At 64.5% G+C, this 13,545-nt stretch carries 12 protein-coding genes; 7 read left to right on the top strand and 5 right to left on the bottom strand.

The features are described from left to right. The first annotated feature begins 81 nt into the window (after nucleotides 1-81). The 7 genes from AABE10_RS30910 (at nucleotide 82) to AABE10_RS30880 (ending at nucleotide 8,951) form a co-directional block, all read left to right on the top strand. Entirely contained in the window at nucleotides 82-1,725 is a 1,644-nt protein-coding gene (locus AABE10_RS30910) for an ABC transporter substrate-binding protein (protein WP_342936950.1), read from the top strand. A gap of 185 nt (nucleotides 1,726-1,910) precedes the next feature. Next, nucleotides 1,911-3,542 carry an ABC transporter substrate-binding protein gene (locus AABE10_RS30905; protein WP_342936949.1) on the top strand — a complete coding sequence of 544 codons (1,632 nt, stop codon included), beginning with the start codon at nucleotides 1,911-1,913 and terminating at the stop codon, nucleotides 3,540-3,542. 154 nt (nucleotides 3,543-3,696) lie between these two features. Beyond that, on the top strand, nucleotides 3,697-4,710 hold the full coding sequence (locus AABE10_RS30900) for an ABC transporter permease subunit (protein ID WP_342936948.1): 1,014 nt from the start codon (nucleotides 3,697-3,699) through the stop codon (nucleotides 4,708-4,710). 85 nt (nucleotides 4,711-4,795) lie between these two features. After that, nucleotides 4,796-5,713 carry an ABC transporter permease subunit gene (locus tag AABE10_RS30895; protein WP_342936947.1) on the top strand — a complete coding sequence of 306 codons (918 nt, stop codon included), beginning with the start codon at nucleotides 4,796-4,798 and terminating at the stop codon, nucleotides 5,711-5,713. A 1-nt stretch (nucleotide 5,714) separates the two neighbouring features. Continuing rightward, entirely contained in the window at nucleotides 5,715-6,728 is a 1,014-nt protein-coding gene (locus tag AABE10_RS30890; RefSeq protein ID WP_342936946.1) for an ABC transporter ATP-binding protein, read from the top strand. Beyond that, nucleotides 6,725-7,759 (top strand): peptide ABC transporter ATP-binding protein, encoded by a 1,035-nt coding sequence (locus tag AABE10_RS30885; RefSeq protein ID WP_342936945.1) that lies wholly within the window; start codon nucleotides 6,725-6,727, stop codon nucleotides 7,757-7,759. The genes AABE10_RS30890 and AABE10_RS30885 overlap by 4 nt, the downstream gene beginning before the upstream one ends. After that, entirely contained in the window at nucleotides 7,752-8,951 is a 1,200-nt protein-coding gene (locus AABE10_RS30880; protein ID WP_342936944.1) for a TraB/GumN family protein, read from the top strand. Before AABE10_RS30885 ends, AABE10_RS30880 begins: the two co-directional genes overlap by 8 nt. A 95-nt stretch (nucleotides 8,952-9,046) precedes the next feature. Here the strand turns inward: AABE10_RS30880 and AABE10_RS30875 are convergent, their stop codons facing one another. From AABE10_RS30875 to pxpB, 5 genes are all read right to left on the bottom strand, one after another. Further along, complete coding sequence (locus tag AABE10_RS30875) at nucleotides 9,047-10,003, bottom strand: DUF979 domain-containing protein (protein WP_342936943.1); 957 nt, start codon at nucleotides 10,001-10,003, stop codon at nucleotides 9,047-9,049. After that, entirely contained in the window at nucleotides 10,000-10,788 is a 789-nt protein-coding gene (locus tag AABE10_RS30870) for a DUF969 domain-containing protein (protein WP_342936942.1), read from the bottom strand. Before AABE10_RS30870 ends, AABE10_RS30875 begins: the two co-directional genes overlap by 4 nt. Before the next feature lie 275 nt (nucleotides 10,789-11,063). After that, entirely contained in the window at nucleotides 11,064-11,816 is a 753-nt protein-coding gene (gene pxpA / locus AABE10_RS30865; RefSeq protein WP_342936941.1) for a 5-oxoprolinase subunit PxpA, read from the bottom strand. Between the two features lie 13 nt (nucleotides 11,817-11,829). Continuing rightward, on the bottom strand, nucleotides 11,830-12,882 hold the full coding sequence (locus AABE10_RS30860) for a biotin-dependent carboxyltransferase family protein (RefSeq protein WP_342936940.1): 1,053 nt from the start codon (nucleotides 12,880-12,882) through the stop codon (nucleotides 11,830-11,832). After that, nucleotides 12,879-13,532, bottom strand: a complete 654-nt coding sequence (gene pxpB / locus AABE10_RS30855) for a 5-oxoprolinase subunit PxpB (protein ID WP_342936939.1) — start codon at nucleotides 13,530-13,532, stop codon at nucleotides 12,879-12,881. Before pxpB ends, AABE10_RS30860 begins: the two co-directional genes overlap by 4 nt. Between the last annotated feature and the right edge of the window lie 13 nt (nucleotides 13,533-13,545).

The raw sequence follows: 13,545 nt of genomic DNA, 5'->3' as shown, positions 1-13,545 counted from the left end.
GAGTGAAAACCCATATTGAATCGGAATATTGGCTGACTATGATCCAAAGGCACTCGACCCAACTGCCTCGCGGAGAACAACATGCCAATGTCATCGACGCTGTCTGCAGTTCGCCAGTCCTGCCTGCCCATTTTGTCCGCCATCGCGATCGTCGCGGCATGCGTCGCGCCCAGTCTGAGCGCCGCGGCGTCGCTGCCCGACAAGACGGTCGTATTCTGTTCCGAAGGCAGTCCCGCCGGATTCGACACCGCGCAGTACACGACGAGCGTCGAGTTCAGCGCCGGTTCGTACACCGTCTATAACCGGCTCGTCGAATTCGGTCACGGCAGCACCGATATCGAGCCGGGCCTCGCCGAAAAGTGGGACGTTTCCAGCGACGGCCTGCAATACACGTTTCATCTGCGACACGGCGTCAAGTTCCACACGACGGCCTGGTTCAAGCCGACGCGCGACTTCAACGCCGACGACGTCGTCTTCACCTATACGCGGATGCTCGATCCGGACCACCCGTTCCACAAGGCGTATCCCGTGTCGTTCCCGTACTTCAACGACTTGGGCCTCGCGAAGAACATCAGCAAGATCGAGGCAGTCGACCCGTACACCGTCCGCTTCACGCTGAAGGAAGTCGATGCGCCGTTCCTCCAGCAGATCGCGATGCCGTTCGCGTCGATCCTGTCGGCCGAATATGCGGACCAGTTGCTGAAGGCGGGCAAGGCGTCCGACATCAATCTGTTCCCGGTCGGTACGGGGCCGTTCATCTTCCGCAGCTACACGAAGGACGATTCGATCCGCTTCGACGGCAACCCGAATTACTGGAAGCCGGGCGTCGTGAAGGTGAGCAAGCTGATCTTCGCGATCACGGTCGATCCGTCCGTGCGTCTGCAAAAGCTCAAACGCAACGAATGCCAGGTGATGAGCTATCCGAAGCCCGCAGACATTCCGCAGATCCAGTCGGACTCGTCGCTCGCGCTGCCGCATCAGGTAGGTTTCAATCTGGGCTTCATCGCGTACAACACGACGAAAAAGCCGCTCGACAACGTGCTCGTGCGCCGTGCGCTCGATATGTCCGTCAACAAGAAGGCGATCATCGACTCCGTCTACCAGGGCGCGGGCCAGGCCGCGACGAATCCGATGCCGCCGACCCAATGGGGCTACGACAAGAACCTGAAAGACGCGCCGTATGACGTCGACAAGGCAAAAGCGCTGCTGAAGCAGGCGGGCTACCCCGATGGCTTCGATCTCACACTGTGGGCGATGCCCGTTTCGCGTCCGTACAATCCGAACGCGCGCCTGATGGCCGAAATGCTGCAAGCCGACTGGTCGAAGATCGGCGTCAAGACGAAGATCGTCACCTTCGAGTGGGGTGAGTACATTCGCCGCGCACACAGCGGCGAGCACGAAGCGATGCTGATCGGCTGGACGGGCGACTACGGCGACCCGGACAACTGGCTCGGCGTGCTGCTCGGCTGCGACGCCGTCAACGGCAGCAATTTTTCCAAATGGTGCTACAAACCTTTCGACGACCTTATCAAGCAGGCCCGCAGCACGACCGACATGGCGACGCGCACGAAGGACTACACCGAGGCCCAGGAAATCTTCAAGCAGGAGGTTCCTTTCACTCCCATTGCACATTCGACCGTCTATCAGCCGCTGTCGAAGTCGATCACAGGCTTCAAAATCGACCCGTTTGGCCCGACGCAATTCTGGAACGTCGGCCTGAAGTAACGAATTTGCCGCTTCTTTGCGCAAATTCGCTCTAGTCCGGGATGGCTGCCGCGTGGGCCGCGGCAGTCCCCGGCACAGGTGTTTCCGATCGTCAACACAAGGAATTTCCTCCGCTTGTGGCCCCTGGCAAAGCTCAGTAATATCGCGCTACGCTGGTTTTTGCCGGCGCTGAACCTGGAGGAAACATGAAGCAAAACAAACTGTTGCGCGCGGCTCGGCTCACGATGCTGGTCGCGACGGCAGCGGCATCGATGGCAGGAGCCCAACTGGCGAACGCCGCCGATATTCCGAACAAGACCCTCGTCTACTGCTCCGAAGGCAGTCCAGCGGGCTTTGATCCGGCGCAGTACACGACGGGCGTGGATTTCACAGCCAACACATTTACGGTCTACAACCGCCTCGTCGAATTCGAGCGCGGCGGCACGAAGGTCGAGCCGGGCCTCGCAGAGAAGTGGGACGTTTCGCCCGACGGCAAGACGTACACGTTTCATCTGCGCCACGGCGTCAAATTCCACACGACATCCTGGTTCAAGCCGACGCGCGAATTCAATGCAGATGACGTCGTGTTCACGTTCCAGCGCATGCTGGATCCGAACCAGCCGTTCCGCAAAGCCTATCCGGTGCAGTTCCCGTACTTCACCGACATGGGCCTCGACAAGCTGATCGAGAAGGTCGAAAAGGTCGACCCGTACACCGTCAAGTTCACGCTGAAGGAAGTCAACGCGCCGTTCATCCAGAACCTGGCGATGGAATACGCATCGATCCTGTCTGCTGAATATGCGGATTCGCTGCTGAAGGCAGGCAAGGCCGCCGACATCAACCAGAAGCCGGTCGGAACGGGCCCGTTCATCTTCCGCAGCTACACGAAGGACGCGACGATCCGTTACGACGGCAACCCGGACTACTGGAAGCCGAACACCGTCAAGCTGTCGAAGCTGATCTTCTCGATCACGCCTGATCCGGGCGTCCGCGTGCAGAAGTTGAAGCGCGACGAATGCCAGGTGATGAGCTATCCGCGTCCCGCCGACATCGCGCCGCTGAAGGCCGATTCGAACATCGACATGCCGTCGCAGCCGGGCTTCAACCTCGGCTATCTGGCGTACAACGTGAGCCACAAGCCCGTCGACAAGCTCGAGGTGCGTGAAGCGCTCGACATGGCGATCAACAAGAAGGCGATCATCGACTCCGTCTACCAAGGCGCAGGCCAGGCCGCGACGAACCCGATGCCGCCCACGCAATGGTCGTACGACAAGAGCCTGAAGATGCCGGCTTACGATCCGGAGAAGGCGAAGGCGCTGCTCGCGAAGGCAGGCTTCCCGAACGGCTTCGACATCACGCTGTGGGCGATGCCCGTGCAGCGCGCGTACAACCCGAACGGCCGCCTGATGGCGGAAATGATCCAGGCCGATTGGGCCAAGATCGGCGTGAAGGCGAAGATCGTCACGTACGAATGGGGCGAGTACATCAAGCGCGCGCACGCGGGCGAAGACGACACGATGCTGATCGGCTGGACGGGCGACAATGGCGACCCGGACAACTGGCTCGGCACGCTGCTCGGCTGCGACGCGGTGAACGGCAACAACTTCTCGAAGTGGTGCTACAAGCCGTTCGACGAGCTCGTGCAGAAGGGCCGCGAAACGACGGGCCAGGACGCGCGCACGAAGTTCTACACGCAGGCTCAGCAGATCTTCGCGCAGCAGCTGCCGTTCTCGCCGATCGCTCACTCGACGGTGTATCAGCCGGTCAGCAAGAAGGTCGTCGATATGCGTATCGAGCCGCTAGGCTATGCGCGCTTCGACGGCGTGTCGATGAAGTAAATCTCGCGATGCAGCGGGTTTCGTTGCCCGCTGCGTCCCAGACGCAGTACGCTTTTCGTTCGGTTAGAAGACTGGTCGAAATGGTCCGGCGACCGGGGTCACGAGCCCTCGTCGCCGGTTGCGTTTTTTCTCACCAAGACCATAGGGACGAACCATGTTCCGATTCGTTTTGCGCCGCATCGGGATGGTCATACCGACTTTCATCGGTATCACGATCCTCGCGTTCGCGCTCATTCACCTGATCCCGGGCGATCCCATCGAAGTGATGATGGGCGAGCGCGGCGTCGACCCCGCCATGCACGCAGCCGCGATGCATCGTCTCGGACTCGACGAGCCGCTGCCCATCCAGTACTTCCATTACGTCGGTCATGCGCTGCAGGGGAACCTCGGCACATCGATCATCACCAATACCAGCGTGATGGACGAGTTCCTTGCCCGCTTTCCCGCCACCGTCGAGCTGTCGATCTGCGCGATGCTGTTCGCGCTGATCGTCGGGCTGCCGGCGGGCGTGTTCGCGGCGCTGCGGCGCGGCACCGTCGTCGATCACGGCGTGATGGGCACGGCGCTCACCGGCTATTCGATGCCGATCTTCTGGTGGGGCTTGATCCTCATCATGTTCTTCTCGTCGAAGCTCGGCTGGACGCCCGTGTCGGGCCGCATCGCGGTCGAATACGACATCCCGCACGTGACTGGCTTCCTGCTGATCGACTCGCTGCTGCCGGGCACCGACGAAGGCTCGTTCCGCTCTGCGCTCTCGCATTTGATTCTGCCCGCGATCGTGCTCGGCACGATTCCGCTCGCGGTCGTCGCGCGGATGACGCGTTCGTCGATGCTCGAAGTGCTGCGCGAAGACTACATCCGCACGGCGCGCGCGAAGGGCCTGTCGCCGGCGCGCGTGATCGTCGTGCATGCGCTGCGCAACGCGCTGATTCCCGTCGTGACGGTGATCGGTCTGCAGGTCGGCACGCTGCTCGCGGGCGCGGTGCTGACGGAGACCTTGTTCTCGTGGCCGGGCATCGGCAAATGGCTGATCGATGCGATCGGCCGGCGCGACTATCCTGTCGTGCAGGGCGGTATCCTGATGATCGCAACGCTTGTGATCGTCGTGAACCTCGTCGTCGATTTGCTGTACGGCGTGTTGAACCCGCGCATTCGCCATACGAGGTAATGAATATGTACCCCCACGCTCACATTCGTTCGCTGCCCCCCGAGGGGGCGCATGCCTCCCTTGAGGCGGCTCGGCGGGAGGCATGATGGCAGACATCCAAAACACCGTCCCCCAGGCAGTCACGCCGCCCAGCGGCCGTGCGCTCGCCGCTCGCGAATTCTGGACCAACTTTTCGCGCAACCGCGGCGCCGTCAGCGCGGGCATCATCGTGCTGGTGCTGATCTTCGTCGCGGTCTTTGCGCCGCTGATCGCGCCGCACAGCCCGATCGAGCAGTACCGCGATTTCGTGAAGATTCCGCCCGCATGGCTCGACGGCGGCAACTGGAAATTCATTCTCGGCACCGACGAAGCGGGCCGCGACATTCTTTCGCGTCTGATGTACGGCGCGCGCCTGTCGTTCTGGATCGGCTTCGTATCGGTGATGCTCGCGCTGATCCCCGGCATCGTGCTCGGGCTGATTGCCGCGTTCTTCGAGAAATGGGCCGACACGCCGATCATGCGCATCATGGACGTGCTGCTCGCGCTGCCCTCGCTGCTGCTCGCGGTGGCCGTCGTCGCGATCATCGGTCCGGGCCTGACGAACACGATGCTTGCCATTGCAATCGTCGCGCTGCCGGGCTATGTGCGTCTCACGCGCGCATCGGCGCTCGGCGAGCTGCACAAGGAGTACGTGATGGCGTCGCGCGTCGCCGGTGCCGGCACGCTGCGCCTGATGTTCTCGCAGGTGCTGCCGAACTGCACAGCGCCGCTGATCGTGCAGGCCACGCTCGGCTTTTCGTCGGCGATTCTCGATGCCGCCGCGCTCGGCTTCCTCGGCCTCGGCGTGCAGCCGCCGTCGGCGGAGTGGGGCGCGATGCTCGCGTCGGCGCGCGACTACATCGACAGCGCATGGTGGATCGTCACCATGCCTGGTCTCGCCATCCTGATCTCAGTGCTCGCGATCAACCTGCTCGGCGACGGGCTGCGCGACGCACTCGACCCGAAACTCAAACGGCTGGCCTGACATGCAAAACGTTACCAGCGGAAATCTGTTGACCATCCGCAATCTCGCGGTCAACTTCAGCGGCATGCCCGCTGTCGATCGCATCAATCTGGACGTGGCGCCCGGCGAAGTGGTCGGCGTCGTCGGCGAATCGGGCTCGGGCAAGAGCGTGACGATGATGGCGCTGATGGGCCTCATTGACGCGCCCGGCAAAGTCACCGCCGACGAAGTCACGTTCAACGGCAAGGACCTGTTGAAAGCGACGCCGAAGGCGCGCCGAAAGATCATCGGCAAAGACGTGGCGATGGTGTTCCAGGACGCGCTGACGAGCCTGAACCCGAGCTACACCGTCGGCTATCAGATCAAGGAAGTGCTGAAGCTGCACGAGGGCCTGCGCGGCGACGCGCTGCATAAGCGCGCGCTCGAACTGCTCGACCAGGTCGGCATTCCGGATGCGAAGAACCGCATTTCGACGTTCCCGCATCAGATGTCGGGCGGCATGAACCAGCGCGTGATGATCGCGATGGCTGTCGCATGCAACCCTAAGCTGCTGATTGCCGACGAGCCGACCACCGCACTCGACGTGACCATCCAGGCGCAGATCATGCAACTGCTGGTTCAGTTGCAGAAAGAGCGCGGCATGGCGCTCGTGCTGATTTCGCACGATCTGGCCGTGGTGTCGGAAGTCGCGCAGCGCGTGGCCGTGATGTACGCGGGCGAGATCATCGAGACGAACCGCGTGCCCGATATCTTCAGCGCGCCCCATCATCCGTACACGGAAGCGCTGCTCGCGGCGATTCCCGAGCACAACGTCGGCGCGGTGCGTCTTGCCGCGCTGCCGGGCATGGTGCCGGGCCGCGACGATCGCCCGAAGGGTTGCCTGTTCGCGCCGCGCTGCAAGTATGTCGTCGACGACTGCAACAAGGCACGGCCCGCGCTGTCGCCGATGGCGGACCACGACGCCGCAGCCCAGGTTCGCTGCATCAAGCCGCTGAACCTGGTTCGCGATGCCATTCAACACGGAGGCGCACGATGAATGCAGTACCCGAAACGCGTCGCCCCGACGATGGAGCCCGCAAGCCCGCCGGCGATCACGTGCTGGTCGCCGACAACCTCGCGCGCCACTATGACGTGAAGCGCGGCATGTTCGGCCACGGCACCGTGAAGGCGCTGAACGGCGTGTCGTTCCAGCTCGAACGCGGCAAGACGCTCGCCGTGGTCGGCGAATCCGGTTGCGGCAAGTCCACGCTGGCGCGTCAGCTGACGATGATCGAATCGCCGACGTCCGGTCGTCTGCTGATCAACGGCGAGGACGTGGCGGGCGCGAATCACGAGAAGATCGCGCAACTGCGCCGCCGCGTGCAGATGGTGTTCCAGAACCCCTTCGCGTCGCTGAATCCGCGCAAGACCGTCGAGCAGACGCTCAACGAGCCGCTCGCCATCAACACGCAGCTGAACGCGGGTGAACGCGCGGAACGCATCGCGCACATGATGCGCATCGTCGGCTTGCGGCCCGAGCATGCGAAGCGGTATCCGCATATGTTCTCGGGCGGCCAGCGTCAGCGTGTCGCGATTGCGCGCGCGATGATTCTCGACCCGCAGATCGTCGTCGCCGACGAACCCGTTTCCGCGCTCGACGTGTCGATCCAGGCGCAGATCCTGAACCTGTTCATGGATCTGCAGGACGAGTTCAAGACGAGCTACGTGTTCATCTCGCACAACCTGTCGGTGGTCGAGCACATCGCGGACGACGTGATGGTGATGTACTTCGGCGGCATTGCCGAACTCGGCGACAAGCAGCGCATCTTCAGCAAGCCACGGCATCCGTACACGCGGGCGCTGATGTCGGCGACGCCGTCGATTTTCGAGGCCGACCGCCGCATCCAGATCAAGCTGCAAGGTGAAATGCCTTCGCCGCTCAATCCGCCGTCGGGCTGCACGTTCCATCAGCGCTGCCCGTATGCGATCGAGCGTTGCCGCAAGGAAGAGCCGAAGCTGCGCGAAGTGGATGGCCGTCAGGTGTCGTGTCATCGCGCCGAAGAGGTGGGAGACGACACGAATGCATGACGGGGTGGCGGCGCGTCGTCTTGCGCGCCGTCACGCGCGTCGTTCGCATGTCGATCATGCGCGCGGCGCGCGCGCTGTGTTAATGCGGCGGCGGGCTGCGCGCGTTTTCGCGTGCGCGCTGCTCGCCGCCGCGCAGCTTTCGTTTCATTGGCTGGATGCCGTCATTGTTCCCGCGCACGCCGCGGGCGCTGCCGCGAACACGGCTGCGCAAGGCGCGCAAGCCAACCAGGCGGGACGGCCCGCCGTTCCCGTGCCGGGTTCGCGCAATGCACCTCAGCCGCGCGCGACGTTGCCCGGCTTCAATCCGCCGCCGTCGACGGCGAGCGGCACCACGGCAAGCGGCCCGGTGCGCGTGCAACCGGCGCGCATGCCTTTCTATGTCGCCACGCGCGGCACGACCACGATCTATCTGCTCGGCACGCTGCATGTCGGCGATCCGAACGACTATCCGCCCGGCCAGCCGTTCCGTCCGCCGATACTCGGCGCGCTTGCCGCATCGCCGACGCTCGCGCTCGAACTGTCGCCCGACGATCTGCTCGTCTCGCAGGACGACGTGTCGAAGTACGGCGTCTGCTCGTACCGATGCCTGCCGAAGCTGCTGCCCGAGCCGTTGTGGCACAAGCTCGCGATGCGCCTGCACGGCAATCCCGCCGCGCTCGACGAGATCAGGAAGATGCGGCCCTGGCTCGCCGCGCTGCTGGTGGAAACCTACGATTCGCTGAGCGCCGGCCTGCAAACGGAGTACGGCACGGAGGCGCAGTTGCAGAATGTGTATCTGCGGCAGAAGGGCAAGATAGTCGGGCTGGAGACGCTCGCCGAGCAGATGCGCGCGTTCACGGGTCTCACGCTCGCGCAGCAGCGCGAAATGCTCGCGCAGGATCTCGTGCAGACGCCCGCCGATAACGTCGCCGATGTGCAGACCTTGCACCGGCTATGGCGCGTCGGCGACGCCGATGCGATCGCCGCGTGGGAAGCGGCGAAGTCGGAGAAGCTCGCGCGCGACAAGCGCATTTCCGCGCAGGTCGACAACAAGATCCTGTTCGACCGCAACCGGCGCTTCGTCAACCGGATGCTGCTGATCGCCGCGCCGAACAAGCCCGTGTTCGTCGCGATCGGCGCGCTGCATCTCGGCGGCCCGAAGGGCGTGTTGCAATTGCTGCGGCGGCGCGGCTTTGTCGTCGACGCTTACTGAGCCGGTCGCCGCGCGTGTTCTTGCACGCGACGCAGGCGGTCCGCTTCATGAAAGACCGCCTGCCGTTCAGGTACAGCGCATAGCGTGGGCTACAACTACAGGAACATCAGGGAGTTCAGCAGGAAAATGTTCACGACGAGCAGCGGCAGCGCCGTCAGCACCTGCGCCTTGATCACCGCGTTCTTGTCGGGCAGTTCGAGCAGCGCGGCGGGCACCATGTTGAAGTTCGCGGCCATCGGCGTCATCAGCGTGCCGCAGTAGCCCGAGAACATGCCGATCGCGACCATCACGGCCGGGTTGCCATGAAACACGTTGACGAGAATCGGCACGCCTACGCCGCCCGTCATCACAGGAAACGCCGCGAAGCCGTTGCCCATCACCATCGTGAAGAGCGCCATGCCGATGCAGTAGACGGCCACTGCGATCAGCCGGTAGTCGAGGCTGATGTACGCCGTCGTCACGTGCGCGACCGCCTTGCCGACGCCCGCATCCGAGAACACGAGGCCGAGCATGCCGAGCATCTGCGGCAGCACGGCGGCCCACGACAGCGCATCGACGAGACGCCGTGCTTCCTTCATCGACTGGCCGACGGTGTCGCGCGTCATCATGCACGCGAACGCGAGCGCGATCACGCAGCCGATGCCGAAGCCGATCAGCGTGACGTTTTTCTGCTCGATCAGCGGCGTGCCGCCGAACACCAGATGGCTCGCGCCGAGCGTGATGATCACCGTGACGACGGGAATCGTCAGCGCGGGAAAGAAGAGCTTGTTGCCGAGACGCGCGGCGCTCGTCTTGCGCGCGGCCTCCGACAGTACCTTCGGCCTCGCCGCCGTCACGCCGCCGAAGCCGGCGATCAGCGCCATCGCGATCACGAGCGCGCCGACGAGTTCGACAGGCAGCTTGTCGCCGACGAGAAAGATCACCGCATAGATGATCCAGAAACCGCCCGCCGTGAAGCGGCGCGGATGTTCCCTGTCCGTGACGATCATGCCGCCGATCACCAGCAGCACGATGCCGAGCAGCCAGAACAGATAGTTGATGGTGAGTGTCATGCTTCGTCCCCGGTTGCCGTGCGCGTAGCCGATTGAGCGGTGTGCTTGCCTGCCGCGTTGTTGTCGTTGGTGTTCGTGCCCGCTTGCGATGCCGCATTGCCGCGCAATTCGCGCTCGAGCTTGCGGTCGAGCAGCCAGAGCCGGAAGCCGTGAATCACAAACGCGCTGACGGCCGTTGGAATGCCCCACACGGCAACGTGCATCGGCTCGACGGTGATGCCCGCTTCCTTCAGGAACGTGACCATCAGCACGATTGCGCCGAACGCGACGAAGATGTCTTCGCCGAAGAAGAGGCCCACGTTGTCGGTTGCCGCCGCGAACGCGCGCAGCTTGTAGCGCACGGCGTCGCTGAGCTTGCCGAAGCGCGTTTCCGTTGCGCCTTCCGCCATCGGCGCGATCAGCGGACGCACCATCTGCGGATGACCGCCGAGACCCGTCAGGCCGACGGCAGCCGTCAGTTCGCGCACGAGCAGATAGACGATCAGCAGGCGGCCGGCCGTCGCGGCCTTGATGCCCGCGATCCACGTCTGCGCGCGCTCGCGCAGCCCGTGCCGTTCGAGCAGGCCGATCACCGCGAGCGGCAACAGGATGATGAGCGGGATGTTGCGCGTCTTGATGAAGCCGCTGCCGATCGCGGCGAGAATCTTGTCGGGCGGAAAATGCCCGGCAATGGCGGTGATGACCGCGGCGGCGGCCACGATCAGCATCGGGTTGAAGCGCAATACGAACCCGACGATGATGACGGCAACTCCTATGAGCGGCCACAGGTTGACGGTTGACTGCATCTAGATCTCCAGAGGTGGTCCTGCGTTGGGACACCGCGCGTGGCGGCGAACTCTCTTGACTCCGGGCCATGTGGGCGCGGATGCCCTCATTGCCGTGCGGCTCTTCGACGGCCGCTTGGCTCACTGCCTGTCGTTGCTGCTGTTACTGCCCGGCTACTACCGAACTTCTGATGCTTCAAAAAATCGCTGGCAAGCGTTGCCGTTGTGTTTTGGCAAACGCCCCGCGAAGAGCGGGGCGTCGATTGCTGATGGTGCATGCGGCATGCGTTGCGGAATCAGACGCGCGCCGCGCCGGCCGCGTGCACGCCGATGCCCGCCGCTTCGAGTGCCGCGCGGATGCGGCGCGCGAACGCGAGTGCGTGCGGACCGTCGCCGTGCAGGCAGATCGTTTGCGCGTTGATGGGCACCCACTCGCCGCTGACCGCTTTCACGCGCTGCTCGCGCACCATCGTCAGCGTGCGATCGAGCACTTCGTCTTCGTCATCGAGCAGCGCGCCCGGCTCCTTGCGCGGCACGAGCGAACCGTCGGCGCGATAGCCGCGATCGGCGAACACTTCTTCGACGGCGACGAGCCCCGCGTTGTGCGCGGCCGTCACGAGCCCGCTGTTCGCCAGTGCGAACACGGCGACGGACGGATCGAAGTCGTGCACGGCGGACACGATCGCATCGGCGATCTTCGGATCGCGTGCCGCCTGGTTGTAGAGCGCGCCGTGCGGCTTCACGTGCGCGATGCGCCCGCCCTCGGCCTGCGCGATCGCCGACAGCGCGCCGAGCTGATACAGCACGCCCGCATAGATTTCGCTCGCGGGCAGGTCCATTTCCTTGCGGCCGAAGTTCTCCGGGTCGTTGAAGCTCGGATGCGCGCCGATCGACACGCCTTTCTGCACCGCCCAGCGCACGCAGTCGCGCATCGCGTTGGGTCCGCCCGCGTGCCAGCCGCACGCGATGTTCGCCGAGCTGACGAGATCGAGCAGCGCCTCGTCGGAGCCGCATCCTTCGCCGAGGTCGGCGTTCAAGTCGATTTCCATGATGTCCTCTTCGTTAAGCCACTGCGGACGCGGCAACGCGCGCGCAGCGTTCTTCATGCATGCCGATTGCGGCATCGATCTGCCGCAAGTACTTGCGTTCTTCGATCAGCGCCTGGCGGGCCTCATAAGGCGTAGCCGGGACGAAGCGCACCGCGCCGTTCAGGCGCACCTGCGCGAGCTTCCACAGATCCGCGTGAATCACGGCGCCGATCTTCGGATAGCCGCCCGTCGTCTGCGCATCGCTCATCAGGATGATCGGCTGGCCGTTCGGCGGCACCTGAATCGTGCCGGGCATCACCGCGTGCGACAGCAGATCGGTCTTCTGCGTGCGCTTCAGTTCGCTGCCGGACAGCCGGTAGCCCATGCGATTGCTGTTCGGCGTGACGAGCCATTCCTCGTTCCAGAAGGCCTGTTGTGCGTCGGCCGTGAAGCTGTCGTACTCGGGGCCGGGCAGCACGCGGATGGGCGGCGCCCACGCGACGCCCGACGGATGACGGCCGCGCCGTATGGGTTCGTCGACGAGCACGAACTTGCACCACGCGGGCGCTTTCACACCGAACTCCGGCGCATCGGGCGAGAAGCCCGAGCCGGCGCCCACGCGCGGCGCGCCGACGGGCAGCCGGTCGCCGTCGCGCAGCGCGCGGCCGCCGAGTCCGCCGAAGCCGGCTTGCAGATCGGTGCTGCGTGAGCCGAGCATCGGCAGCACGTCGATGCCGCCCGCGATGCATACGTAGCCGCGCATCCCGCGCCTGGCCGTGTTCAGCGTCAGCTCCTGGCCGGCCTTGACGGGCAGGCTCCACCACGAATAGACGGGCCTGCCATCGAGCGTCGCGCCGAACTCGGTGCCTGTGATTGCGACGCGCGTCGGGCGCGGAAAGCGCAGCACGGTCGGACCTAACGTGATTTCGAGCCCGGCGGCATCGGGCCTGTTGCCGACCAGCCGGTTGCCCACTTCGATCGCCAGCCGGTCGAGCGCGCCACCCATCGCGACGCCGAGATGCCGGTGGCCGTGGCGTCCGAGATCCTGGATCGTCGTCAGCAAACCCGCGCGTATCACGTCGATCATGAATGCAGTCCTGCGATGGTGAAGCGGACGCGATCGCCCGGTTGGAGAAGGGTCGGCGGATTGCGCGACGGTTCAAAGAGTTTGAGCGACGTGCGGCCGATCAGTTGCCAGCCGCCCGGCGACGTCGCCGGATAGATGCCTGTCTGCGCGCCTCCGATGCCGACCGAGCCCGCGGGCACCTCAAGACGCGGCTCGCCGCGGCGCGGCGTGTGCAGCGCGTCTTCGAGACCGCCCATGTACGCGAAGCCGGGCTGGAAGCCGAGAAAGAACACGATGTACTCGCCGCTCGCATGCCGCTCGACGACCTGCTTCACCGACAGCCCCGTGTGATCGGCAACCGCCTTCAGATCGGGGCCGTAGTCGCCGCCGTACTGCACGGGAATCTCGACGTCGCGGCCAGCGGCGGGCGCGGCGCTTGCGCGCTCCCAGGCGGCCTTGAGCTTCGCGGTCAGATCGTCGGGATCGGCTTCGAGCGGATCGAAGATCACTGTGAGGTTGTTCATCCCGGGCACCACTTCGAGCACGTGCTGCCAGTCGCGCGCGGCCTGTGCGGCCGCCCAGACGCGGCGCTGGCAATCGAGCGTGGCAGGCGGCGACGCCTCGCAGACGAGCGCGGTATCGCCGAGCGGAAAGATGCGGGGTTCAGTCATCGAAATCCTGGAT

Source organism: Paraburkholderia diazotrophica (assembly GCF_038900755.1).
Classification (GTDB): domain Bacteria; phylum Pseudomonadota; class Gammaproteobacteria; order Burkholderiales; family Burkholderiaceae; genus Paraburkholderia; species Paraburkholderia diazotrophica_A.
This window is presented reverse-complemented; position numbering and strand designations above follow the sequence as displayed.